23 protein-coding genes and 2 other RNA genes are annotated in these 22,707 nt (G+C 63.9%); 9 read left to right on the plus strand and 16 right to left on the minus strand.

Features of this window, described 5'->3' with window-relative positions; translation table 11 throughout:
* Positions 1-73: 73 nt before the first annotated feature.
* Positions 74-712 carry a carboxymuconolactone decarboxylase family protein gene (locus ABQY74_RS10585; protein WP_349791363.1) on the minus strand — a complete coding sequence of 213 codons (639 nt, stop codon included), beginning with the start codon at positions 710-712 and terminating at the stop codon, positions 74-76.
* 885 nt (positions 713-1,597) lie between these two features.
* Here ABQY74_RS10585 and ABQY74_RS10590 point away from each other — a divergent pair.
* From ABQY74_RS10590 to ABQY74_RS10600, 3 genes are all read left to right on the plus strand, one after another.
* Positions 1,598-2,014 carry a hypothetical protein gene (locus ABQY74_RS10590; RefSeq protein ID WP_016904791.1) on the plus strand — a complete coding sequence of 139 codons (417 nt, stop codon included), beginning with the start codon at positions 1,598-1,600 and terminating at the stop codon, positions 2,012-2,014.
* Positions 2,011-3,336, plus strand: a complete 1,326-nt coding sequence (locus tag ABQY74_RS10595; RefSeq protein WP_349791365.1) for a sorbosone dehydrogenase family protein — start codon at positions 2,011-2,013, stop codon at positions 3,334-3,336. The genes ABQY74_RS10590 and ABQY74_RS10595 overlap by 4 nt, the downstream gene beginning before the upstream one ends.
* A 417-nt stretch (positions 3,337-3,753) precedes the next feature.
* Positions 3,754-4,440 (plus strand): thermonuclease family protein, encoded by a 687-nt coding sequence (locus ABQY74_RS10600; RefSeq protein ID WP_372470094.1) that lies wholly within the window; start codon positions 3,754-3,756, stop codon positions 4,438-4,440.
* A 162-nt stretch (positions 4,441-4,602) separates the two neighbouring features.
* On the opposite strand, the gene ABQY74_RS10605 is transcribed toward ABQY74_RS10600, so the two are convergent.
* Together ABQY74_RS10605 and ABQY74_RS10610 are read right to left on the minus strand one after the other, a co-directional pair.
* Positions 4,603-4,678: non-coding RNA, sX9 sRNA (locus ABQY74_RS10605), on the minus strand.
* A gap of 58 nt (positions 4,679-4,736) precedes the next feature.
* Complete coding sequence (locus ABQY74_RS10610; protein WP_372358761.1) at positions 4,737-5,129, minus strand: response regulator; 393 nt, start codon at positions 5,127-5,129, stop codon at positions 4,737-4,739.
* Between the two features lie 50 nt (positions 5,130-5,179).
* Between ABQY74_RS10610 and ABQY74_RS10615 the strand changes: the two genes are divergently transcribed.
* A complete protein-coding gene (locus ABQY74_RS10615) occupies positions 5,180-6,460 on the plus strand; it encodes a PAS domain-containing protein (protein WP_349792225.1) in 1,281 nt (426 codons plus the stop codon).
* A gap of 21 nt (positions 6,461-6,481) precedes the next feature.
* On the opposite strand, the gene ABQY74_RS10620 is transcribed toward ABQY74_RS10615, so the two are convergent.
* From ABQY74_RS10620 to ABQY74_RS10645, 6 genes are all read right to left on the minus strand, one after another.
* Positions 6,482-6,700, minus strand: coding sequence for a hypothetical protein (locus tag ABQY74_RS10620; protein ID WP_230582112.1), 219 nt, complete (start codon positions 6,698-6,700; stop codon positions 6,482-6,484).
* Between the two features lie 352 nt (positions 6,701-7,052).
* Positions 7,053-7,128: non-coding RNA, sX9 sRNA (locus ABQY74_RS10625), on the minus strand.
* A gap of 59 nt (positions 7,129-7,187) precedes the next feature.
* Positions 7,188-7,874: a glycosyltransferase family 2 protein gene (locus ABQY74_RS10630; protein ID WP_104574310.1), complete on the minus strand. Its 687-nt coding sequence runs from the start codon at positions 7,872-7,874 to the stop codon at positions 7,188-7,190.
* Positions 7,871-8,467 carry a class I SAM-dependent methyltransferase gene (locus ABQY74_RS10635; protein ID WP_039521608.1) on the minus strand — a complete coding sequence of 199 codons (597 nt, stop codon included), beginning with the start codon at positions 8,465-8,467 and terminating at the stop codon, positions 7,871-7,873. The genes ABQY74_RS10630 and ABQY74_RS10635 overlap by 4 nt, the downstream gene beginning before the upstream one ends.
* Positions 8,464-9,225 (minus strand): PIG-L deacetylase family protein, encoded by a 762-nt coding sequence (locus tag ABQY74_RS10640; protein ID WP_016903853.1) that lies wholly within the window; start codon positions 9,223-9,225, stop codon positions 8,464-8,466. Before ABQY74_RS10640 ends, ABQY74_RS10635 begins: the two co-directional genes overlap by 4 nt.
* Positions 9,213-10,208 (minus strand): acyl-CoA dehydrogenase family protein, encoded by a 996-nt coding sequence (locus ABQY74_RS10645; protein WP_349791368.1) that lies wholly within the window; start codon positions 10,206-10,208, stop codon positions 9,213-9,215. Before ABQY74_RS10645 ends, ABQY74_RS10640 begins: the two co-directional genes overlap by 13 nt.
* Before the next feature lie 401 nt (positions 10,209-10,609).
* Here ABQY74_RS10645 and ABQY74_RS10650 point away from each other — a divergent pair, with 401 nt between their 5' ends.
* The 3 genes from ABQY74_RS10650 to ABQY74_RS10660 all read left to right on the plus strand — a co-directional run bounded on the left by ABQY74_RS10650 (position 10,610) and on the right by ABQY74_RS10660 (position 13,961).
* Entirely contained in the window at positions 10,610-11,125 is a 516-nt protein-coding gene (locus ABQY74_RS10650; RefSeq protein ID WP_372469821.1) for a MarR family winged helix-turn-helix transcriptional regulator, read from the plus strand.
* The gene (locus ABQY74_RS10655; protein ID WP_349791371.1) at positions 11,122-12,819 is read left to right on the plus strand and encodes an FAD-dependent monooxygenase; all 1,698 of its coding nucleotides are present in this window, start codon (positions 11,122-11,124) and stop codon (positions 12,817-12,819) included. Before ABQY74_RS10650 ends, ABQY74_RS10655 begins: the two co-directional genes overlap by 4 nt.
* Positions 12,820-12,932: 113 nt before the next feature.
* The gene (locus ABQY74_RS10660) at positions 12,933-13,961 is read left to right on the plus strand and encodes a Gfo/Idh/MocA family oxidoreductase (protein ID WP_349791374.1); all 1,029 of its coding nucleotides are present in this window, start codon (positions 12,933-12,935) and stop codon (positions 13,959-13,961) included.
* 330 nt (positions 13,962-14,291) lie between these two features.
* On the opposite strand, the gene ABQY74_RS10665 is transcribed toward ABQY74_RS10660, so the two are convergent.
* From ABQY74_RS10665 to ABQY74_RS10675, 3 genes are all read right to left on the minus strand, one after another.
* Complete coding sequence (locus ABQY74_RS10665; protein ID WP_016903859.1) at positions 14,292-14,567, minus strand: hypothetical protein; 276 nt, start codon at positions 14,565-14,567, stop codon at positions 14,292-14,294.
* A 240-nt stretch (positions 14,568-14,807) separates the two neighbouring features.
* A complete protein-coding gene (locus tag ABQY74_RS10670) occupies positions 14,808-17,066 on the minus strand; it encodes a methyl-accepting chemotaxis protein (protein WP_127159928.1) in 2,259 nt (752 codons plus the stop codon).
* 125 nt (positions 17,067-17,191) lie between these two features.
* The gene (locus ABQY74_RS10675; protein WP_127159927.1) at positions 17,192-17,419 is read right to left on the minus strand and encodes a hypothetical protein; all 228 of its coding nucleotides are present in this window, start codon (positions 17,417-17,419) and stop codon (positions 17,192-17,194) included.
* Positions 17,420-17,607: 188 nt separating this feature from the next.
* Here ABQY74_RS10675 and ABQY74_RS10680 point away from each other — a divergent pair, with 188 nt between their 5' ends.
* Entirely contained in the window at positions 17,608-17,913 is a 306-nt protein-coding gene (locus tag ABQY74_RS10680) for a hypothetical protein (RefSeq protein WP_039529927.1), read from the plus strand.
* Between the two features lie 176 nt (positions 17,914-18,089).
* Here the strand turns inward: ABQY74_RS10680 and ABQY74_RS10685 are convergent, their stop codons facing one another.
* Both ABQY74_RS10685 and ABQY74_RS10690 read right to left on the minus strand, forming a co-directional pair.
* Positions 18,090-18,494 (minus strand): GNAT family N-acetyltransferase, encoded by a 405-nt coding sequence (locus ABQY74_RS10685; protein WP_104600508.1) that lies wholly within the window; start codon positions 18,492-18,494, stop codon positions 18,090-18,092.
* 131 nt (positions 18,495-18,625) lie between these two features.
* Complete coding sequence (locus ABQY74_RS10690; protein ID WP_115511025.1) at positions 18,626-19,495, minus strand: NmrA family NAD(P)-binding protein; 870 nt, start codon at positions 19,493-19,495, stop codon at positions 18,626-18,628.
* Positions 19,496-19,637: 142 nt separating this feature from the next.
* On the opposite strand from ABQY74_RS10690, the gene ABQY74_RS10695 reads away from it, so the two are divergent.
* Positions 19,638-20,513: a LysR substrate-binding domain-containing protein gene (locus tag ABQY74_RS10695; protein ID WP_349792226.1), complete on the plus strand. Its 876-nt coding sequence runs from the start codon at positions 19,638-19,640 to the stop codon at positions 20,511-20,513.
* Positions 20,514-20,822: 309 nt separating this feature from the next.
* Here ABQY74_RS10695 and ABQY74_RS10700 read toward each other — a convergent pair whose 3' ends face one another.
* Both ABQY74_RS10700 and ABQY74_RS10705 read right to left on the minus strand, forming a co-directional pair.
* Positions 20,823-21,731, minus strand: a complete 909-nt coding sequence (locus tag ABQY74_RS10700) for a universal stress protein (protein WP_349791377.1) — start codon at positions 21,729-21,731, stop codon at positions 20,823-20,825.
* A 14-nt stretch (positions 21,732-21,745) separates the two neighbouring features.
* Positions 21,746-22,654: a bestrophin family protein gene (locus ABQY74_RS10705; protein ID WP_372469822.1), complete on the minus strand. Its 909-nt coding sequence runs from the start codon at positions 22,652-22,654 to the stop codon at positions 21,746-21,748.
* Between the last annotated feature and the right edge of the window lie 53 nt (positions 22,655-22,707).

The raw sequence follows: 22,707 nt of genomic DNA on the forward strand, positions 1-22,707 counted from the left end.
TTCGACGTGGTGCCGTGGGCAGCCGCATTCGCGCCGGCAGCATGCGCTGCGGTTGTCGAATCCCGCCGCAAGTTCACTGGGCCCTGGCTTTGGCCAGCGCCGCCTTGGCGCGTGTGCCGGCGGCCGCACCGACGCGCTTGTCCAGCACCTGGGCCAGTTCGTGCAGTTGTGCCTCGGTCACACCGATGTTCAGGCCGATCTTCAAATGCGATTGCAGCTGCGCCTCCACGCCTTCCAGGGCGGCGAGCACGCTGATCGTGGCCAGTTCACGGCTCACCCAGTCCAGGTTGTCGCGGGCAAAGATGTCGCCGAACAGATGCGTCTTGAGGTACTGATCGATTGCCGGCGCAAACGTAAACAACGGCCCGGTCACCGGCGCGCCGGCCAGGCGGGTCTGGTTGGCAGTGCCCAGCGCCAGCAGCGCATCGCCGCTCGGTACCGGGCCGGGGTCGTGTCCCGGCGCATCGGCGATGCCGCGCTGCTTGCGTGCATCGGCGACCTGCATCAGCGCAGCCAGTGCATTGAGGCTGCGCGGAAACCCGGCGTACGCGTACAGCTGGACCAGTACCTCCTTGCAGTCGCTGATGCTCAAGCCAGCATCGAGGCCCGTCTCCAATGCGGTGTTCAAGCGGTCGATATCGCCGGTGGCCGCAAACGCGGCAATCGGCGCAATGGCCTGCTGCGTGGGCGACAAGGTGGCGTGTGTCGTCATGGACGTGATCTCCGAAGGGTGTGCTGCCGCGGGGGAGGGGGCAACAGAGAGCAAGACAACTGCGCCCAACAACAGCGCAGCCATGGAGGGGAGAGTGCGGCGCAGCGCGCTTGCGCATGGCATCGCATCTCTCCACCGATTTAGGGGCAAGGCAGCGCGAATCCAAGCATCCGATGCCGGACCATGCGGTACAGATGGCGCCCCAGCTGTGCGTACACCATGCCGAGTCGAATGCACCAGGCTTGCGTTTTTCATCGCCGTCTCCTCGCCGTACATACCGGCAAAGAGCATGACGCAGATGCAACGCCGCTCCATCCATCCAGCTTGCATGGTCCTATGACCGGCGCTCATCACTGCAGACCCGCACTGGAACTCAAGCCATCCTGGATGCGTGCTGCTGGCGACACCGGCGGCTAACGCTGACGTGGTGCCGGCAAGGCGCGCAATGGACAGCGCCATCTTCATCAAGGACAGCGAGCACTGCTTCTGGTCAGGCCGTGCGATGTGCGGGTGATCGAGGCGGTCGGCGATACAGCCGGGACTATTTCCAGGCGTATGCGCCGCTGCTGTATCGTCCGCTGGGTGCGATCGAAAACGCAGCTGGTGCCGGAGAAGTTCTTCGCGCCAGCCGATTGCGAAGGCTTTCATCTGTCTGTTCCTCCAGTGGATGGGGCCCAGCGTAGAGAGCGGCCTGGAGCACGCACATCTTTCTATGACCTTTGGTCACGGCGGCGGTCCAGCGGTCACTCGGCAGGATGAGTGGTTTTGGGTTCCTACTTTTTTCGCAGCACCCATCGCGTAGAGAAGACTCAGCATCACCGCGCTCATCACGTGGCAGCTGGCAGCATCGGGGCACGTTTCACCAACGCGCCCAATGAGTCCGCCATGAATTCAACTGCCACGCCCGCCCGATCCTGGGCAATCCATCCGTTCCATGCAGCCGTGCTCGGCGGTGTGTGGCCGCTGTTTCTCGGTGCCTTGCTGAGCGACTACGCGTACTGGAGCAGTCATCAGATCCAGTGGGCCAATTTTGCTGCGTGGCTGCTGATCGGCGCGATGGTATTGACGACCATCGCCTTGCTGTGTGCGATCGTCGGCTTCGTTCGCGGAAGCCGCAACGTGATCTATGTGATCGCGCTCGGTGCCGCATGGATTGTCGGCTTCTTCGACGCCCTGCATCATGCCCGCGATGCCTGGGCCATCATGCCGGCAGCGTTGGTATTTTCTGCGATTGCGACCGCATTCGCGCTTGTTGCAACCTGGTCGGGGCTGTCCAGCCTGCGCGTGGGAGGTGCCCGATGAAGCGTCATACCATTACCGTCGTGTCGGTTTCCATCCTCGCTGCCGCACTCGCGTCTTGTGGCAAGGCACCCGAGCTCAAGCAACACGGCACCAGTCCCGAGCTGCCAGCGCCGGATCGCGGCCTGCTGCCCGACATGACCATCGCCGAGCCGGCAGCCTGGGGCGAGCGCAAACCCACCGTGCCTGCGGGTTACCGCATCACTGCAATCGCCACCGGTCTGGGCATTCCACGCCAGACGCTGGTGTTGCCCAATGGCGACATCCTGGTGGCCGAAGGCCGCGGCGGCAATGCACCCAACCTCAAGCCCAAGGACGTGATTGCCGGTGCGATCAAGGCCAAGGGCAACACCTCGGTCAAGAGCGGCAACCGGCTGACGCTGCTGCGCGATGCCGATGGCGACGGTACCTATGAACTGAAGACGGTGTTCGCCGACAAGCTCAATGCACCGTATGGCTTGGCGCTGATCGGCAACGCACTGTACGTGGCAAATCAGGACGCGCTGGTGCGTTTTGATTATCAGCCAGGGCAGACCAAGGCCAGCGCCGCGCCCAGCAAGGTCACCGACTTGCCGTCGGCCATCAACCATCACTGGACCAAGGCGCTGACCGCCAGTGCCGATGGACGCTATCTGTATGTTGCGATTGGCTCCAACAGCAATATCACCGAGCGCGGCATGATTGCCGAAGTCGACCGCGCCCAGGTCTGGCAGGTGGATCCGGCAACCGGCGCCCACAAGAGCTATGCCACCGGGCTGCGCAATCCCACTGCATTGGCGATCCAGCCAGGTAGCGGCGCACTGTGGGCGGTGGTCAACGAGCGTGACGAGATCGGCCCGAACCTGGTGCCCGACTACCTCACCTCGGTACGCGAAGGCGGTTTCTACGGCTGGCCCTACAGCTACTGGGGCAAGAATGTGGACACGCGAGTCATGCCGCAGGATCCGCAGAAGGTCGCCTCGGCCATCGTGCCCGACTACGCGCTGGGCTCGCATGTCGCCGCACTCGGTGTCGCGTTTTCGGCGACTACGATGGGAGCGCAGTTCGGCGACGGCGTGTTCGTCGGCGAGCACGGCAGCTGGAATCGCGACCCGCCGGTGGGCTACAAGGTGGTGTTCGTGCCGTTCCGCGATGGCCGCCCGGCGGGCGACCCGATCGACTTCGTCTCCGGCTTCCATGGCGACGATGGCCTGACCCGCGGCCGCCCGGTCGGTGTCACGCTCGATCCACGTGGTGCGTTGATCGTCGCAGACGATCTGGCCAATACGATCTGGCGCGTGACGCCGGATGCGGCGCCTGTCGCGCCGCAAGCGGCCGCGCAGTAAGCCTGACTGCATGCCCGGTTCTGCAAAGAACCGGGCAGTACTCGGTGTGTTACTTGCGCCGAGGGTGAGGGGGCAGGGGCTATCTGTAGGTCTCATCAGGAACAGTCCAACTTTTCAGAGGCACCGGCCTTCAAGGCAATGGGTTTCTATTCGCCGTCTATCGGCACCGCGATTGATCGGCCTCCAATGCAGCCGGAACGAATGCGCATCGATGAACACCGAGCGCAACACCGTCTTCGCGGACCACCGCAAGGGATAGGCATCGCCGTCCCGTTGGCATACAGTGCCGGCCCCGCGTCGGCCTGGACGACGCAGGCATCAGTGCGACGGATCTCTGGTGAGCCAATCGGCTAGACGCTGTCACCAAGGCAAGAACAGACGGACCATGCTCTGCCGATCACCCGAGGCTTGTCGTTGATGTTGTTCAGATGTTCGGTTGTGGTTGTCGTTGCACTCTTCGCTTCACCCCTTACTGCAGCGGAGTTGGTCGGCCGGGCAACCGTGACCGATGGCGACACCATCACTGTCGCGCAGAAACGTATCCGTCTGTGGGGCATCGATGCACCGGAAAGCGCGCAGCAATGCACCAGCAACGCTGGCAGCGCATGGCCTTGCGGCCGACGCTCCGCTGCCGCACTGGATGGCTATCTGCTCGACAAGACGGTTCGCTGCCAAGCCAAGGACACCGATCGCTATGGACGGATCGTGGCGGAGTGTTACGTGCAGGGGCAGTCGGTCAACCGTTGGATGGTGCAATCCGGTTGGGCGGTGGCCTACCGCGAGTACGCCACAGCGTTCGTTGCCGACGAACGCAACGCGCAGCAACAGCGGCGCAACCTCTGGGCCGGCAGCTTTCAGATGCCTGCCGATTACCGACGCAGCAAGCGCACGCAATCGGCACAGCGTGCACAGGCGGCAGTGCAGACGCAAACGCCTGCGCACTGCGCCATCAAGGGCAATATTTCTAGCAAGGGCAGCAAGATCTTTCATATGCCCGGGCAACGCGATTACACGCGGACCAGCATCTCACCTGCCAAGGGTGAGCGTTTTTTCTGCACCAGCCAGGAAGCCATCAACGCAGGCTGGCGGCGTGCGGTGCGCTGATGGCTGGCAATGTGTTCGATCCAGCATCGAGCAACTTACCGCGACGCCTGTCGATCCTGCTGGGGTGTTTTGGTCAATCAACCCAGCGCGGCGCAATGACCACGACCTGACACATGCGCATGCGCCGACAGGTAGCTGCGCTCTGACCGTCACGCCAAGAGCGGCTAACAAAATGTAGCCAGCGTTCGTCAGGTGATGCGGGCGGCGTGCTCAGGCCCGGAGTGTACGAGCGGTACATGCCGATGCCGGGCACCGGCCGCCCGCCTGAGGGCGGCGCAAGAGTCTTGTCAGCCACTCTAATGCCCGACAAAGGCCTCAATATTTTGGACCAGGCTGCGGCGGGTGTAGGGCTTGCTTAAGAACGTCGTCCGGCTGGGTAACCCATTGGGGGAATGTCCCAGACCCGATGTCAGGATCGCCGGCAGATTGTTGCCATCCGCGCGCAGATACGAAATCAGGCCGTATCCATCCAATAACCCCGGCATCTGCAGATCGGTAAAAACCAGCGCGATCGCCGGGTGCTTATCGATATGCTCCAGCGCGCCCTGCGCATCGGTTGCGGTGACGACCGCATAACCGCTCTCGGTCAGCAGCAGCGTGGCCAACTCGAGAGTGTCAGCATCGTCCTCGACGACAAGAATCAGTTTTTCGTTTGTAGAGCCCATAAAGCAGGTTTTCTGAGGATGCATGCATCACACTACGTTTCCCACGCGAAAAACACGTGATCGATTTGAGAACCATGAACAGCACGCAGGACTTTCCCGACCATCGCTATCGACAGGTCGTCGAGCTGTCGCTGGATTCCATCAAGGAAATTGCCTTGGACGGACGCGTCAGGTTCGTCAACGCGCATGGTCTGGCGCGCGTGGCGTCTGTCGATGCCGCCTCTGTGGTGGGTCTGCCCTGGGTATCGTTATGGCCGAAGCGATTCAGGCCGCGCGTGCGGCAGGCGCTCGCCGCTGCCGAGCGTGGCGAGTCGCAGCAGTTCGAGACCGAATGTACGAATGCAGACGGGCAGCTCCAGAGCTGGTTGGTATCGACAAGCCCGCTGCGTAACGCTGATGGCCAGATCGAGGGCGTGCTGGCGGTCAATCGCGACATCACCGAACGCCGGCAGTCGCAGCAGGCATTACGCACGCTCAACCAGACGCTGCAGGCCCGCAGCGAGGCTACAACCAGGCACGATGAGCAGGCTGCTGCGGCGACGCACGACCAAGTACGTGCAGAGGCGCAGTCTCCAAGCATCGAGGTTGAGCTGGATATTGCACGCGCCGCGCAGCGTCTGGCTGAGCGCGTAGCCGAGCGTGCGCAGGAGGGCGAGGCAGTCGGTCAACTGTTGGCCGGTGTCGTTCACGACCTGAACAATGTGCTGCAAACCGCGGGCGCTGCCATCGATGTGGTTCAGTCGCGTGGCTCGATCGTAGAAGAGGATCAGAAGATTTTGCGCATGGCAGAGACCGCTCTGCAGCAGGGCTCGGTCATGGCCCAACGCCTGCTGGGCTTTGCACGCAAGCATCCTTATGCTCCCGAACGCGTCGAGCTCAATGCGCTGGTCGCGCGCCTGCTGCCCCTGCTTCAACAGGCAGCAGGCGCTGCGGTATCGGTCGAGTGGGAAACCACGACTTGCGACAGTGCCATACTGGCGGATCCACACACGCTGGAACGGGCCTTGTTGAACCTGGTGATCAATGCGCGCGATGTCTGCGCGGTGCGTGGCAGGGTCTGCATCACCGTGGCGACGCGGACGCTAGCAGATGTGGAAGCCGCCGGTCGTCGCGCCGGCGATTATGTCACCCTCTCTGTCCAGGACAATGGCAGCGGCATTGCGCCGGAGATCCGCGACCAGCTGTTCGACGCCTACTTCACCACCAAACCGGCAGGCAAGGGTACCGGGCTGGGCTTGGCGCAAGTGGATGGGGCGGTCAGGCAGGCCGACGGCTATATTGAAGTGCAGTCGATGCCAGGGCAGGGCGCCTGTTTCACGCTTGGCTTCCCGGCAGCGGAGCCGTCTGGTTCCTGACATCAGAGGTAGCGGCGTCGCTCAGAGACTCTCGAGAATGCCCAGCGACGTAATGGTGCATCTGCCCATCCATTGTCTGGCGTAGTGGTGCGCGGCAAGTTGCGTGTCGAATCGCATCTCGCGCCTGTGCCCATACAAGGTGATCCCATCGTCGAACGACACCAGAATCTCCGGGAAGAAGACGCCGTCCAACGGAACCGTATGTGCAGTCAAGCGATAACGACCAATCTGCCGGAACATCGTGGAGTCCATCATGACCTCGGTAGCGGCAGTGGCCGGCGTGTGCTGGCGCATTAAGTCGAGAACAGTTGCACCTTGAGCGCTATTTTTTCAACTTGCAAGCGATAAAGGCAATAATCAGCAGATGACGATTAAATCAAAAAGAACACGACCGCAGTGGATTATGCACAGCTCGCTTATGCAGATAAACGCAGCTTCCATTGTCGCGACAGCTGGTGGTGATCGAGGTATCGATCGCTGGATAAACTGATTTATTTGCGCCGTTTCCAATGGCGATCCCATCCAATGCCTGGAACCGACGCGACTGCTTGCTGCTGAACAATAGTCGGCGACACACCCAATGATTAAGAGTGACCAGCAAGGCGCAGTAGGCAGTCGCCACGCGAGTGCGGATGACGCGCAGGAATCGCAGTGCAAGAGTGGTGCATGTAATTTCCAGCACCAGCCACGCCCGCCTGGCGGCTACGCAGTAATGTTGATAGCCGCTTTAAACCTGATTACCCAATACCGGCTCGCCTGCCAGTACGGCCATCTCCAGTCGAGCCAGGTGATCGCTGAATCCGCCGGTCGCACGGGCGATGCGGCGGGCGCTGGTATTGACGACCGGCTTGACCAGGCGGGCAATCTGCATGCCCGCGCGCTCCAGTGCCGAGACCAGCGCCACGTCTTCGCTGCACTTGAGCGCAGAGAAACCACCGGCTGCCACGTACGCAGCCACACTCATGCCGAGATTGGCGCCATGCACATGCGGATGCCCATCGCGGCGAATTTCCTTGGTCAGGAAGGCCTGCCGTGTCTCAGGACGGAAATCGTGCCAGTCGGTCACCTCCACCACGCCACAGAACACATCCGCAGCGCAATCGAGCTGTGCCGAAAGCCAGTCCGGCGGCACGCAGGTGTCGGCATCGGTAAACGCGAGCCAGCGCGCCCCGCGCGCAATCGCCGCCGATGCGGCCGCTGCACGCGCAATGCCGACACCACCGGAGGTGGTGACGGTTCTTGCGCCGTGCGCGCGTGCGATGGCGCCGGTGCCGTCGCTGCAGCGATCGAGCGCGACATGGATTTCCACGCGCTCTCCAAACAGATGCGGATGCGCGGCCGCCACCAGAATGGATTGCAGGCACTTGCCGATCAGATCCGCTTCGTTATGCGCCGGGATGGTCACCGCGATCATCGCAGCTGCTCCTGTTGCGCAATCGACGGCCCGGACATCCAGGCCTGCAGCACGAAGTCCGCATCCTGATAGGAACACAGCGTGTCCATTGCCAATGCCTGGTTCAGTGCGCTGTGGACCTGCTCGGCACTGCGCAACGCACCGTCAAAGTCATGCCGCCAGTGACATGCCACGAGACAGCCCTTGACGGTGAGCGAGCGGGCGAACAGCGCGACGGTCTTTTCGAAAGCCGGAGTGTCGAGGTAATAACCCACTTCACTGAAGACGATCAGGTCGAACAGCCCTTCCGGCCAGTCCGACGGATGCGCCGCCTGCTGCAGCGTGACCGCAGGCAGCGCCTGCACGCGCACGCTCGCCAGCTCGACCGCCTGCTGCGACAGATCCGTCGCCAGCAGCGTGTCGCAGCGCTGCGCCAGCTGCGCGGTCAGCTCGCCATTGGAACAGCCAAATTCCCAACCACGCGCGAACCTCGGGTAGGGCAGGACACCGAGCAGGATGTCGCGCTTGCGTTGCTCGTACCAGCGCGAGCGATAGCCGAACGGATCTGCATCGGCATACATCTGCTCAAAGTGCTCAACGCTCAGCGCGGTCATCGGATGAAGACCTCGAACGGCCGCGCAAAGCGCTCCAGCACCGAAGGCGGCAGGATCGGTGCTGCAACGGCCGGCGTGCAGTTGCCAAGCTGCGTGGCAAAGCACGCAATGGCGCGCTGCTTGGCACTCAGCACCGCAGGCGATAGATCGAAGCGCACGGCAGTGCCACCGGCAAATACCCCATCTTCCGGACGCGACCAGTGCCACGCCCAGACCGGATATTGCAGACGCCGCGCCGACTGCGCCTTGCACGCGGCATGGGTCGCACGCGATGCGGCTTCATGATCGGGATGGCCATCGCGGTCCCAGGTCACCAGCACTGTGTCCTGCGCAGTGATCAGATCGCCGAGGGCCTGTGCCATGCGCGCTTCGCATGCCGCCAGCGCGCCATCGCCCAGTGCGAGATGGGTCAATGTGCCAGGCACTACACCCAACTGCTGCGCGGCAGCTTCCAGTTCCAGGCGCCGCGCCGGGCCCAGCACCTGTGGATGCCAGCCGGGTTCGTCGGGATAGGCCTGCTCCCCATCGGTCAACGCAATGATCAGCACCGGTACGCCTGCGGCACGCGCGGCGGCAATCAACCCGCCACATCCAAGCACCTCATCGTCCGGGTGCGGCGCCACCACCACCAGGCGCTGGCCGCCTTGCATCAGTTGCAACAGCGTGGCGCGTGACAGCTCGCTCAGGTACGGCGAGGCGCGCCATGCGGCTTCCGGCGTGCCTGTGCCCTCGATGGGCTGCCCGGCTAGATCTTCCAAGGCGATGTCTCCTGTTGGCACAACTCGCCCAGGGCCTGCAGGTCGCGTTCTGCATGGTGTTGCCGAATGAACACCGACAGGTCGGCACAACGCTGCGCATGCGCGCGGTTGCCGCACAGCGGCCCTGGACCCAGCGCACGCGCGACCCTATCCAGCGTGTCACGTGCCACCGCCTCGACCACGCTGCGCACCTGCAGTACGTCACGCAGATGTGCCTGCTCCGGCTGCGCATCGATGCGCATTGCCAGCTGACGCAACAACGCAGCGGCAGATGCCAGGCCTGCATCGATGGCGCCCAGGTGCGCGGCGGCATGCGGATCCTTGCTCACACGCGCAGAGGCACGCAGCACATCGGCAACTGCAACGGTGGCGCCGAACCAGCAAGCAGCGATGCCGGCACCTCCGTGCCAGAATCCAGGCCGGGTCAGGTACGCATCACTTGCGCCAATCTGCCGCGCAGGCGTATCGGTGAAGCGGACATTGGCCGTCTCGATGCCTTGCATGCCGACCGCCTGCCACGCACTGCTGTCGATCTGAATGCCGGGCTGATCCAGCGCCACGGCAAACAGGCAACTGGCGCCTGCATGACGCGTCGTCACCAGCGCATGCGTCACTTGCGCGGCACCCGAACACCATGCCTTGGTGCCGTTGAGTACTTGTCCGGAAAAACGCATATCGGAGCCAGGCGGCTCGGCCGCCCACACCGCCCAACGCTGGGTCGGCGTGATGAGATCCACGCCCAGATCGGCGCAGATGGCTTGCGCGTCGTAATGCGCTTCCAGGAACTTGGCCGCGCACAGGTCATCTGCCGCGATATCGGCAAGCGTCTGCCAGCGTTCTATGGTGTGACCGCGCCCGGGAAGCGGCAGCGTCGGATAGGTCTCGAGCCACCTGTCCGCAATCGAATGCTTGAGTCCGGCAGTAGGGGCTGAATCCGTGGGCGATGCAAAGGCAAGGGTGTGCGATGAAATACGTGCGCTCATTGGAACAAGCTAAGCAGCACACGGTGCAAGGCGTGTGACGCGTGAAGAGGGCTCTCCACGTGAAAAGCGAGCAGAAGTGCAGGGGTATTGTCGCAACTTGCTGCGCGAATCGATGCACAGACGACAATGTCGCTCCAGTGGAATATGTGGTCACTGACTCGTCTGCGTTGTGCCACCAGTCAATAGCAGCGCGCTAATCGGCGCGATGTATCTCGACCACAGGCTCCGAATCGGGAGCGATCACAGCGACGCGATGACGAACTTGATCGCCCACGCGTTCGACGCCAGCGCTGCGGCGTCGATCGACTTCTGGTGCAGGGAGTTCCAAAGATGCAGAGCATCAAAAGGCAAATGCTGCAGCCAAAGACCTAAGATTGACAATATGTTGTCAAATAGGCAGCATGTTGCTAATGAGCACTCAAGACGATTTACTGGCTGTCCGCAACCTGGTGATCAAGATCTTCGAAACGAACGGCCGTCTGGTCGAGACCGGTAATGCATTGGTACGCCCTGCCGGGCTGACCACCGCGTGGTGGCAGGTCCTGGGCGCGTTGGGCTATTCACCGATGCCACTGCCGGTGGCGCATATCGCGCGCAACATGGGCATCACCCGGCAGGCGGTGCAGCGTGTCGTCGATCTATTGCTCGAGCAAGGCTTCGTTGCGCTCCAGCCCAATCCCCACCACCAGCGCGCAAAGCTGGTGGTGCTCACGTGCACCGGCCGCGCCGCGCTGGATGCAGCCGAAGCCGCCGCCGCTCCGCTGGACCAACGCATGCTGGACCGCATCGGAGCCAGACGCGTGGCAACCGCGCTCGCCGTGCTGGTCGAAATGAACGAAGTCATGGCGGACGACGTCAGTGCGCCGAGCGCGACCACCGACGCAACACACGTCTCCCGAAAAAAAGGCGGGCCATGAACGCTTCCGTACAACGCGACGTCGACACCGACGTCATCATCGTCGGAGGCGGCCCGATCGGTTTGACCACCGCCTGTGCGCTCGCCCATCACGGCGTCGACTTTCGCGTCTTCGAACAACGCGTGCAAGCCAGGCCGCATTCGCGCGCCAACAACCTCTGGGCGCGGCCGCAGGAGCTGCTCCACAGCATTGGTATCCGCGATGCGCTGGCGGAAAAGTCGTATCGGATCACTAAGGTCAACACCTTGCTCAACGGGCAGACCGTCGACCCGGTGGAAATTGCCGATATCGCCAGCCCCTATGCGCAGGTGCTTTACAGCGGGCAGGACGTCATCGAAACCGTGCTGGCCGAGCAGCTCGAGGCGAAAGGCGGCAGCGTCGAGCGCGGCCGCAAGATCATCGGCTTCGAACAGGATGCCGACGGCGTCACCGTCACGCTTGCAACCTGCGGCAGCGGCGACCGGGCCGACGGCCCGACCGAGCAATTGCGCTGCCGTTACCTGATCGGCGCCGATGGTGGCGACAGCGCCGTGCGCAAACAGCTCGGACTGGATTTCGAACCGAAAAAGCTACCCAATCGCATGAACCGTCAGGTCGATGCCAAGCTGCGTTGGCGACGTTCCACCGATTTCGATCAGCTCTGGTTTTTCTATTACCCCAAGGGTTTCTGCGGTGTGCTGCCGGTATGGGGCGGCTACCACCGGCTGTTTTTCCTGGCCGACGACACCGGCATCCCGGAGCGGGACCCGACCCTGGAGGAAATGCAGACCATTGCGCGCGAGGTGACCGAAGACCCGACGCTGACGCTGAGCGATCCGATCTGGCTGACGCATAGCCGCTTCCAGCATGGCACCGCCGCGCATTACGCCAAGGGGCGCGTACTGCTGGTCGGCGACGCCGGCCACCGCACCTTGCCGATCGGCGGGCAGGGCATGAATGCAGGCCTGCACGATGCGATCGGCCTGGCATGGCGGCTGGCGATGACCTTGCAAGACAAGACCGCGCCGGTGGTGCTCGATTCCTACGACGTGGAGCGTGGCGGCGAGCACCGTGAACTGGACGAACGACAGGCGCGTGGCTTCCACAACAGCGTCTACCGCGGCCCGATCAAGGATGCGGCCATGGGCATCGCCGCCAAGCTCATCCCCACCATCGGCACACTGATTCAGGGCTCGGATGATCTGCAGCAGTTGTCGGTGGCGTATCCGCAAAGCCCGCTCAACGACGATCATCTCGGCGGCCTGCGCGAGCTGCTTCAGCGCCGCGTGCCGCACTGCGGCGACCGCGCGCCAGATGCGAATGTCGTCGCCGCCGATGGCACCTCGACAACGCTGTTCGCCCATCTCTACAACCCGGATGGATGGAGTTGGGGATGGGCGCTGCTTGCCTTCGACGGGCGGCAGCACGATGCCATGCCACAGCTGCGGCTGGCGCTTGCCGGGCTGGAGGCGTGGCCGTGGCTGCGGCCCAGACTCATCCTGGGCGCCGCCGTGCCGCAGCCCGACGACGCCACCGCACTCTCGGATCTGGACGGTGCTGCGCACGCCGCCTATGGCATTGCGGACGCCAGCGCGCTGATCCTGGTGCGGCCGGATGGCCACATCGCCTTCCGCGGCCGTGCCGATACGCCGGAACTTTTGCGCGCGTACTGCGAGCGCGTCTTTCGCCCGGCGACAGAAGGCGCTGCACGCTGAGCCTGCCGTGATCCATCCAAACCGCTCGATGACGCTGCGCAAGCTGACACCACCGGGAACGCTTCCCCCACTTTGCTAGCATGCGTGCACATGCTACCCAGGAGGCCAATCGCATGACGCCCACAGTGTTTCCCGAGCCCGAGCTGTTCCTGCCGCAGCGCGGCGAGCCCTCGTTGCGGTGGGGAGTGCTGGGGCCTGGAGCAATCGCCTCCGCGTTCGTAAGCGCGCTGCGCCGCCATACCAGGCAACAGCCATTTGCAGTGGCCTCGCGCACGCGTGCGCGTGCCGAGGCCTTTGCGAGCACCTGGGAGATACAGCGCGCCTATGACAGCTACGAGGCGCTGGTCGAGGACCGCGATGTCGACATCGTCTATATCGCCACACCGCACAGCGAACATCTGCAGCAGGGTTTGCTGGCGCTGCGCGCCGGCAAACATGTGTTGATCGAAAAGCCCATCACCACCTGCGCCGACGATGCGCGCGTGCTGGTGCAGGAGGCGCGGCAGCGCGGTCTGTTCCTGATGGAAGCCATGTGGAGCCGCTACTTGCCGCATACCTCGGTGCTGCGGCAACTGCTGGCCGATGGCGCGTTGGGCGAGCTCCGCCATGTGTTCGCCGATCTGAGCCAACGCGGCCCTGACGATGCGACGCACCGCCAGCGCAATCCTGCGCTCGGCGGCGGCGCGCTGCTGGATCTGGGCGTGTATGCGGTGCAGTTCTCTTCGATGATCCTGGGCGCACCGACCGCGATCACGACCACCGGCGCGCTGACCGACACTAGCGTGGATGCTTTCTCCACCATGGTGCTGTCGCATGGCGGCACCGCGCAATCCACGCTGATCAGCTCCATCGTGGCCCGCAGCAGTTCCACCGCCTATGTCACCGGCAGCAAGGGCCGCATCGACCTTGCCGGCGAGTTCCACAACCCGACCGCGCTGAGCCTGGTCGGCAACGACCACGCCGGCACGCCCGCGATGTGGACGGATCCGACCGGAATCAGCGGCTACGCGGGCCTGTCGTGGCAAGCGACAGCCGCGGCGCGTTACATCGGGGAAGGGCGCAAGGAGTCTCCGCTCCATCCGCTGGATGAAGTGATCCAGATCATGACCACCCTGGATACCGCGCGGGCACAGCTGGGATAGCGGGTAGGGCGTCTGCATCAGCCAAGGCGCGTTTGCAGAGAGTGCAGCGCATGGTCATGCACGATGTTCAAAAACCGCATTGCCAAGTGCAGCACGTATTGCAGCTGATGCAAGCCCGCCCGCGCAGGCGAGCTGCGATCAACGCGTAGTGCGCCGCAATGCGGTTTTTTACGAACAGGAAGAAATCGACGCTCTTCAAGCGCCACCCCGACGCGCAGGGCCGGCCGCCGTAAAACAAAACCCCGCGTGTGCGGGGCCTTGTGGTGATCTAGGTGCCCGATGCGCGATGGACGCGCTTTGGCACTGCCAGGCGCGTTTAGTTAGCCGCGCTTAGGGCAGGTCGCATTTGATTTTCGCGTCCACATAATAGGGCTTGGGAACATCCGGGTTCTTGCTGGTCTTCTCGAACACCACCTCGAACGAATCCAGATCCACGCTGCCGTTGCGCGACTTGCAGGCATCCTGCAATTTCTGCTTTACCGCCGCGATACCCGCATCGCGATTGGCGCCATCGGCGCTATTGGTCAGATTGGCGATCTCGGCAAATGCAGGCGAACTCAGACCCAGCAGGCAACCGACAGCCATAAGCGTGTGCAGCTTCTTCATACAGTCTCCTTTGCGATGTCTTTGATCTTCCGGGGGCATGGACGACAACGGCGATCGATATTCAGCGCGACAGGGCACCGCGCGGTCCAGCCCGGCGCAGCATAGGCCGGGCGGGTTAAGGCATCGTGCAGGCGTTCGCACATCCGGTACCGGATCGCTTTGGCGCCAGAGTTAGCTGCATTCGCTCAGCCCTCAAAAGCAAACGGCCCGGACTAGCCGGGCCGTTTGCGATGCGACAGATCAGAACTCCTGCCAGTCGCTTGCATCATGCGATGCGCCTGCGGCCACCGCCCGTTTCGCTACAGGTGCCTGGCGTAGCGGGCTTCTGACAGCGGCCGGTCGGCCGGCAATCTCGGTGAGCTTTGCCGCAACCGGCGCTGCCGGCCGCGTGGTGCGCGTGCTGCCCTCGCTGATCTTGAACACCGATACTGCCTGCGTCAGCTGCACGGCCTGTTCTTCCATCGAGCGTGCGGCGGCGGTGGCTTCTTCCACCAGCGCTGCGTTTTGCTGCGTGGTTTCGTCCATCTGTGTCACGGTAGTGTTGACCTGTTCGATACCGGCCGACTGTTCCTGCGATGCCGCAGAAATCTCGCCCATGATGTCGGTCACGCGCTGCACGCTGGCCACGATTTCGGCCATCGTGGAACCTGCCGTATGCACCAGCGTCGAGCCTTCGGCGACCCGCTCGACCGAATCGTCGATCAGGCTCTTGATCTCCTTCGCCGCAGCGGTGGAGCGCTGGGCCAGGGTGCGGACTTCCGACGCCACCACCGCAAAGCCGCGGCCTTGTTCGCCGGCACGTGCGGCTTCCACCGCCGCGTTCAAGGCCAGGATATTGGTCTGGAACGAGATCCCGTCGATGACGGAGATGATGTCGGCAATCTTCTTGGACGAGGCCTCGATACCGGCCATGGTGCCCACCACCTTGCTCACGATCTCGCCGCCCTGCGATGCCACGCCGGCCGCACCGATCGCCAGTTGATTGGCCTGACGGGCGTGTTCGGCATTCTGGCGCACGGTGGAGGTGAGCTCTTCCATCGACGCGGCGGTTTCTTCCAGATTGGCCGCCTGCTGCTCGGTGCGCTGCGACAGATCCTGATTGCCTGCGGCGATTTCGCTGGCGGCAGAATTGATCGACACGGCCGAGTGCTGGATACGGCCGACAATCTCGGCCAGCTGCGCGGCAGTGGCGTTGGCGTCGTCACGCATCTGCGCGAACACGCCCTTGAATTCGCCGGTCATCCGCGCGGTGAGGTCGCCTGCGGCGATGGACTGCAGCAGCGACGACAGCGATTGCAGGTTGCCGTCGGCAGTGGCCATGAGCTGGTTGAGGCTGTCGACCATCACATGGAAGTCGTACTGGAAACGCTCGGCATCGCCGCGTGCGCTGAAGTCGCCGTTGGCTGCGGATTGCGCCAGCTGCTTGATCTCGCGGTTCATCGCAGACAGGTTGGCCTTTACCTCGTCCATGGTCTGCGTGAGCACGGCCTTCTCGCCGGGCAGGCGGTCCATGCTCTCGCTGAGGTCGCCGACGGCGTAGCGCCCCATGATGCGTGCCAGGTTAGTCTGCACCGCCAGATGCGACGCCACCAGCGTATTGGTGTCCTTGGCCATGCGGCCATAGTCGCCAGGAAACGCCGCGGCATCGATGCGGAAACTGGTCTGGCCATCATCGTGGCGTCTGGCCATGTCGCTCTGCGCGTCGAGCAAGGATTGCAGCTGCCTCTGCATGCCACGCATCGCGCGCAACAGACGGCCGGTTTCATCCTTGGCGTCGCTTTCCACGTCATTGTCCAGCTGGCCGTTGGCAATCGCCTCTGCGGCCTTGGTTGCGCGTGCGAGCGGCTGGGTCAGGCTGCGGGTGATGAGCCAGGCAAGCAGGCTGCTGATCACCACCACGGCAACGCCACCGGAGATGATCAGCAGCTTGCCGCGGTTCATCGACGCCACTGCGTCGGCATAGGCTTGCTGGCTCTGGTTTTCCTGACGCGTCACCAGCTCGCGGATCTTGTCCTGCCATGCCATCGTCGCCGGGCGCGCCTTTTCGCTGAGCAAGGCCTGCGCCGGCGCATTATCGTTTTTAGCGGCAAGTACCATGACCTGGTCGTTGATCTTGCCCGAGATGGCACGTCGCGCATCCATCTCGGCGCGAATCTTGCGACCTTCTTCGGAGCTGGGCAGCGTATCGAGCTTGGCACGCAACTCGTTGTAGCGCTGGCGCTGCGCCTTGATGGTGGTCAGCGCTTCGTTGTTGAGTTCATCGCTGGTGGCCATGGCATAGGTGCCCAGCGCGATCAGGATCGATGAGTTGGCATCCAGCATGCCATTGCCGATCTGGATCTTGGCCATGCGATCGAGCACGATGAAATCGAATTGCTGCCTTGCATTGGCCATGGTGACCAGGCCCGTCGCCACCAGCAGGCTCGACAGCAGAATCAGGATTCCGAAGGCGACGCCGAGACGGCGCCCGACGTTATAGCGTTGCAAATAGGCAGTCATGCGAGTCGTCCTGATTTCCAGTGGATGGCACCGGCGGGCAGGCCACGTGATGTTCGCGTGAATGCCTCGGCAACGTGATAACGACGCAAAAAACAGAAACTTAAACCGCCCGCTCCAGGCCGCGTTTAGCTCGCATTTTTGTTCACGCAGGTCAGGAAAAAACCGACTTTCGGCGCAGCGATTCGCAGCGTGATAATGCTGACGTTGCTTGCCTCAGCATCGTGCTCGATGCTTGGCTTGTTCGTATGGACGGCCGTTGCGGCAGCGAACGGCCTGGCTGACCAGATTCGCTGGTTTACGGCGCGTGACGTAGCGTCCAGCGAAAGCTGCGTGGCGGTGTCGATGGGTGTCAATCGTGCTGCTTCATCGCTTGGTTCACGTGCTTGGCCTGGGCAATGGCCTGCAGCCATCGGCGCTGGCGCGGGATATGCCGTTGGCTGGCTCTCAGCGCGTTGGTCAGCCGGCGCGTCCGCTCTGGATGCCATGTCGTGCCATCACCGGCTCACTCCGCCACCACGCCTTAAGCGTGATCATGTTCACCATGAACAGCAGTCAGATCACCGCGCGAACGATCACGGTCACCCCGGCAAGCACCGCATCTGCCGGCAGCGAGGTGGTGGTGCAATTGTCGGCCAGCCCGGACCCGCGCTGGCAAGCGTGTTTCCATTTCGTCGTGCAAGGCCGCGATGGCTTCTTCCTGCAGGGCAGGCCGGTGTTCGACAACGCAAGCTTTCACGGGGTCTTGCAGGCCGGGCAAGCCGAGGCATTTCGCCAGGAGCTGCCGGATGTGCTGGTATCGGCCAGCGTGCTCGCGCGTGCCCAGGTGAACAAGGACGCAGCGCGATAAGCGTGTTGCTTCAGCAGTAGGAAGTGCTCAGAGAGTCGTGTTCGGTGGCGGGTACTTGGTGACCAAAAGCGGTGATACGGCGAGGCTGGGTGTCTGCACGACCGCTCGGGCATCCCTACACCGTGAAAAACATCGTCACTGCGCAGGTCAGCATCGCCCGCAGATAGCACGCAGCACTACAGATCGAGCGCCATATCCCATCGTTCCAGACCCGGCGCATAGCCATCCACGGTCACTTGCTGCACCACAAAGCCGAAGCGGGCATAGAACTGCCGCGTGTGTTGACTCGTATCCAGGATGACACGCCGGACATCCGGCATCTGGCGCAATGCTTCAAGCCGGGCCAGGAGCAACTGCGTCCCCACGCCGCAGCGGTGCAGGCGCGGGTGGACCATGCCCCAGCACAAGCTCGCCGTTGTGCCATCACCGCTGATTGCATAGCCGGCGCAGCCAGCGACAGCGTTGCCGCGCTCTAGCAGTTGGTAGTGCCACGCCGCGGCGTGATGGCTCAGGAAGCCGGCAAAGTCGGCACGTTCACCGGCGCTGAAGAACACCGGCACATTCGCATCGAAGAGCGCCATGCAGGCGTCGAAGTCCCGAGATTGATACGGCCGAATCGTGTCCATCTGCATAGTCTGCCTCAGACGCGCAGATGCCATGCAGTGGCATGACATCCTGCCCGTGATCGCCACGCTTGCCGCGCCACCTACGCTCAGGCCCGGGCCGTCGCCTCGCGCACAAAGTCTTCGTAGGTACGCAGCGGACGCCCCAGCATGGCCTGCAGTTTTTCTACCGCACCATCGGCCGCCTGCATGCCGTGGGTCTGGATGCCGGCCATCATCAGGCGCATGTCATAGGCCAGCCAGGAGGGGCCGTAGGCTGCCATCTGCGCTTCGAAGGCAGCCACGTCATCGCCCGCATAGGCGATCTCGCGCCCAAGCGCCGCACTCCAGACCTTCGCGGCGGAAGGGCCCGTCATTGCATGCGGGCCGACCAGTTCGAGCGTGACACGCTCAAGTGCGGCGGGTGCGCGGTCGCGGCGCAGCAACTCGGCAACCGCGATGTCTGCAATGTCGCGCGCATCGATCATGGCCACACCTGCCGAGCCGATCGGCATCGGGTAGACGGCGTACTGTTGAATCGTCTGCTGGATCATCGCTTCGTTCTGCATGAAATACGCCGGGCGCAGAACCGTCGCAGCAATGTCGAGGCTTTCGAGCATGCGCTCGACCGTGTGCTTGCCGGTGAAGTGCGGCACGTTGGTATACCTGTCGGCATGGATCACCGACAGGTACACGATGCGCTCGATCCCTGCTTCCTTGGCAAGATTCAAGGCGATCAGCGCCTGCGTCACTTCGTCGGGAGTGACCGCATTCAAGAGGAACAGTGTGCGCACCGACGACAACGCGGCGCGCATCGACGCGACGTCGGTGAGGTCTGCGACCACTTCGGTGACACCGGTCGGGAAAGTGCGCTTGCCGGGTTGGCGAACCAGTGCCTTGACCTTGGCGCCTGCGTCGGCCAGGCCCTGGGTGATCAGAGAACCGATGGTGCCGGTGGCACCGGTAACGAGAATGCTCATGTGAATCTCCTGCTATGGATGGAAGAGGCGTCAGTGCGACCTGTCCGCCGCGACTGGCGTTGCGGTGACGAGACGATAGGCCGTTGCACCCACAATACGAAGACGCCAAGATGTAGACGCCTGGTTTCAAATGTGGAACACCATGGATCTCAATGCATTGATCGATTTCGCGCTGGTCGCGGCGAACCAGGGCCTGGGAAAGGCGAGCCGTGCCAGCGGCAGATCCAAGGCGACCCTGTCGCGTCGCATCGCCGAGCTGGAGGAGCAACTGGGAGTGCGACTGGTCGAGCGCAGCGCACGTGGCCTCAGGCTCACCGAGGCCGGGCAGCTGCTGATGGAGCGCACCGAAGTGCCGTTGAGCGAGGTGGCCGAGGCCATGGCAGCCGCACGCGAGGGGCTCTCGAGCCCGCGTGGGCGCTTGCGGGTGGCATCGCCGGTGCTGTTCTCGCAACTGGCGATGGGACGGATCGGCGCAGAGTTCTGCGCGGCCTATCCGGAGATCACGCTGGAGGTGGTGGCCGAGGACCGCACGGTCGATCTGGTGGAAGAGCAGTTCGATGTGGCCATCCGCATCAATCCCAGCCCGGACAGCAGCCTGGTCGGGCGCTGCTTCGCCAGGGATCGGCTGGTGGTCGTGGCCGCCCCCGGCATCGCCATGCCGACCGGCGGCGCGGTCACACCCATTCCCGCCGTGGTGATGTCGAGCTTCCAGCCGAGCACATGGACGCTCGATGACGGACGTCTGGTCCTGGAACCCATTCCAAGACTGCGGTTTTCCTCGTTCCTGATGGTCCGCGACGCGGCGATGGCGGGCGGTGGCGTCGCGCTGATTCCGCAGTCGATCGCCTGGAACCAGCTCGCCCGTGGCGAACTGGTGCAGTGGGGCATCATCGCTGGCGCGGAGCCGGCGCTGTGGGTGCTGCACACGTCCAGGCGCCTGGCTGCCCCGAAGGTGCGCGCCTTCGTGGACTTCATGTGCGACAGGTTTCCGGATGCGTCGCTGGTGCTGAAGGGGTAGGGCGCTGCGTCCAGCTTGCGCGCGCCAGCTTGTGTGGCAGCCAGCGTGGACGCGTTATCGCCTGGACAGATCCACCACCGAGGCGCAGATAGCGCTGCGAAAGCGCTGGATCGATAAGCCGGTCAACACGCTGATGGCAGGCCCGCTTGCGCGTCCTCGAATATGCTGGCTCGGGGACGCACCGCTGGGTCATGACGTCGGTAGAACCGCCTCGTGCTCAGGGATGCATGCCGCAATGAGGCAAGCCCTCCCTTGCACAGTTGACGACTGCAGATGCCCAGCCAGCCGCTCTCCGAGCACTCGGTTGCCTCACACGCGCAAGAGCCGCCTGGCCAGGCGGCGGCCGGGCGCGGCTTGCTCGCCACCAGCGCCTATGATCGGGCGGCGTAGATGGGGTGGCGGCAGGCAGATCAGCACGCAGGGCGTCTTTGCCAGTGCCGACTGCAGCGAGGAGCGCCAGACGCCGCGGCGGACGACGGCGTCGTGTTCGACCACCAGCACATCGGCGCAGGCGCGTTTGAGCAGGCCGGCGATCTCGCGCCGCGGATTGCCGACGGCCACGTGGATGCGCACGCGCAGGTCCTCGTCGGGCAGTTTCTGGACCAGGTCGCCAAGCCAGCTGGCGGCCGCGTCTTCGCTCAGCGGCTTGTCGTTGAACAGGCTGTCCACCAGCAGGCCTTCGCTGATTTCCGGCACGACGTGCAGCAGGTGCAGGTCGGCGCCGCGGCGACGCGCCAGGGCGGCGGCATCGCGCAGCGATTCCAGGCTGGTTTCGCGGCCGGTGATCCAGCAGGCGACGTGACCGCCGACCGCGCCATCGCGCGGGATCGCATCGGCATAGGGCAGGGTGAGCATGGGCGTGGCCACGCGCTGCAGCACCCGCGCGCGCAGCGACACATGCAGCGGGCGCGGCAGGCCGGTGCGCTCGGACGGCGGCATGATCAGCAGCGCGTCGTCGCGGCTGCGGCAGAACGAGACGATGCCGGCAGCGGCGGGGCCGCCGGCAAGTGCACGCTCGCAGCCCGGGTAGTTGGAGGCCTCGGCAAAGAACGCATCCAGCGACTGCTGGGCCTGCGCACGCTTGCCCTTGGCGTGCACGTGCAGGATGGTCAGGCGTGCGCGCAGGCGGTCCACCAGTTGCGCCACGGTCGGGATGGCGGCATGGCAGGTCTCGGAAAAATTGGTGGCAAAGATCAGGTGGGTGGGGGTGGTCTGCATGGCTGGCTCCGTGGTCAGTAGATGAAACCGTCGATGGCGCGCACTTCGCGCAGCGGTACGCGCTGGCCCAGCATTTCGCGCAAGGTGAGTTCGATGCCGCGCGACAGTGCGGTCATCGGGGTGTCGTGCACGGTGTTCTCGAACGGGTCCTCGATGGCGCTGCTGGCGCTGTCGATGGCGATCAGGGTGAAGCTGATCAGCACCGAGGCGATCGGCATGGCCAGGCCCATGCCAGCAATCAGGCCCAGCGGGACCAGCCAGCAATACATGTTCACCAGCGTGCGCGGCAGCGAGGAGAACTGCCGCGGCAGCGGGGTGTTCTTGATGCGTTCGCAGGCGCCCTGGATATTGGCCAGCGTGGTGAGGTTGGCGTCCAGCGACGACCAGCGCAGGCTGTCGAGCATGCCCCAGTCGCGCGCCTGCTGCAGTTGCTGGCCCAGCCGCAGGGTCAGCGCGTTGGGGATGTTGGCGTAGCCGCGCAGGTCGTCGGCGCATGCCTGGCCGAGCAGCCCGGCCAGCTCGGGGAACGGGTTCTGCCGGCGCAGATGGCAGCGCAAGGCGTGCACGAAGGCGACCTGGTGCACCACGATATCGTCGCGCAGTGCGGCCTGGCGCGGGTCGGCCGGGTCCACATCCAGCGCGGTCAGGGCCTGGCGTGCGATGGCGCGCGAGGTGTTCACCAGCGAGCCCCAGAGTTGCCGCGCCTCCCACCAGCGGCCATAGGCCGCATTGGCGCGGAACGCCAGGAAGATGGTGAGCGCCGAGCCGAGCTGGGCCAGCGGCAAGGCTTCGATCGACAGCCACTGCCAGCCGAAGAAGGTGTAGAGCACGGCCACAGCGCAGTCGAACGCCAGCAACACCAGCAGGCGCTTGTAGGTCTTGGGCCAGATGCGTCGCAACGGGAACGTATCGCGGGTGATCATGGGAGAGGCAACATCGACGTGGGGTGGATGCATTACACCCAGCCTCCACGGTC

The sequence above is a fragment of the Xanthomonas sp. WHRI 7064 genome, from assembly GCF_040202355.2.
In the GTDB taxonomy this organism is placed as follows: Bacteria; Pseudomonadota; Gammaproteobacteria; order Xanthomonadales; family Xanthomonadaceae; genus Xanthomonas; species Xanthomonas arboricola.

Coding starts and splice junctions, on each gene's coding strand:
- ABQY74_RS10585 (WP_349791363.1), bottom strand. CDS start 712: ATGACGACACACGCCACCTTGTCGCCCACGCAGCAGGCCATTGCGCCG.
- ABQY74_RS10590 (WP_016904791.1), top strand. CDS start 1,598: ATGAATTCAACTGCCACGCCCGCCCGATCCTGGGCAATCCATCCGTTC.
- ABQY74_RS10595 (WP_349791365.1), top strand. CDS start 2,011: ATGAAGCGTCATACCATTACCGTCGTGTCGGTTTCCATCCTCGCTGCC.
- ABQY74_RS10600 (WP_372470094.1), top strand. CDS start 3,754: ATGTTGTTCAGATGTTCGGTTGTGGTTGTCGTTGCACTCTTCGCTTCA.
- ABQY74_RS10610 (WP_372358761.1), bottom strand. CDS start 5,129: ATGCATCCTCAGAAAACCTGCTTTATGGGCTCTACAAACGAAAAACTG.
- ABQY74_RS10615 (WP_349792225.1), top strand. CDS start 5,180: ATGAACAGCACGCAGGACTTTCCCGACCATCGCTATCGACAGGTCGTC.
- ABQY74_RS10620 (WP_230582112.1), bottom strand. CDS start 6,700: ATGTTCCGGCAGATTGGTCGTTATCGCTTGACTGCACATACGGTTCCG.
- ABQY74_RS10630 (WP_104574310.1), bottom strand. CDS start 7,874: ATGATCGCGGTGACCATCCCGGCGCATAACGAAGCGGATCTGATCGGC.
- ABQY74_RS10635 (WP_039521608.1), bottom strand. CDS start 8,467: ATGACCGCGCTGAGCGTTGAGCACTTTGAGCAGATGTATGCCGATGCA.
- ABQY74_RS10645 (WP_349791368.1), bottom strand. CDS start 10,208: ATGAGCGCACGTATTTCATCGCACACCCTTGCCTTTGCATCGCCCACG.
- ABQY74_RS10650 (WP_372469821.1), top strand. CDS start 10,610: ATGTTGCTAATGAGCACTCAAGACGATTTACTGGCTGTCCGCAACCTG.
- ABQY74_RS10655 (WP_349791371.1), top strand. CDS start 11,122: ATGAACGCTTCCGTACAACGCGACGTCGACACCGACGTCATCATCGTC.
- ABQY74_RS10660 (WP_349791374.1), top strand. CDS start 12,933: ATGACGCCCACAGTGTTTCCCGAGCCCGAGCTGTTCCTGCCGCAGCGC.
- ABQY74_RS10665 (WP_016903859.1), bottom strand. CDS start 14,567: ATGAAGAAGCTGCACACGCTTATGGCTGTCGGTTGCCTGCTGGGTCTG.
- ABQY74_RS10670 (WP_127159928.1), bottom strand. CDS start 17,066: ATGACTGCCTATTTGCAACGCTATAACGTCGGGCGCCGTCTCGGCGTC.
- ABQY74_RS10680 (WP_039529927.1), top strand. CDS start 17,608: ATGAACAGCAGTCAGATCACCGCGCGAACGATCACGGTCACCCCGGCA.
- ABQY74_RS10685 (WP_104600508.1), bottom strand. CDS start 18,494: ATGGCGCTCTTCGATGCGAATGTGCCGGTGTTCTTCAGCGCCGGTGAA.
- ABQY74_RS10690 (WP_115511025.1), bottom strand. CDS start 19,495: ATGAGCATTCTCGTTACCGGTGCCACCGGCACCATCGGTTCTCTGATC.
- ABQY74_RS10695 (WP_349792226.1), top strand. CDS start 19,638: ATGGATCTCAATGCATTGATCGATTTCGCGCTGGTCGCGGCGAACCAG.
- ABQY74_RS10700 (WP_349791377.1), bottom strand. CDS start 21,731: ATGCAGACCACCCCCACCCACCTGATCTTTGCCACCAATTTTTCCGAG.
- ABQY74_RS10705 (WP_372469822.1), bottom strand. CDS start 22,654: ATGATCACCCGCGATACGTTCCCGTTGCGACGCATCTGGCCCAAGACC.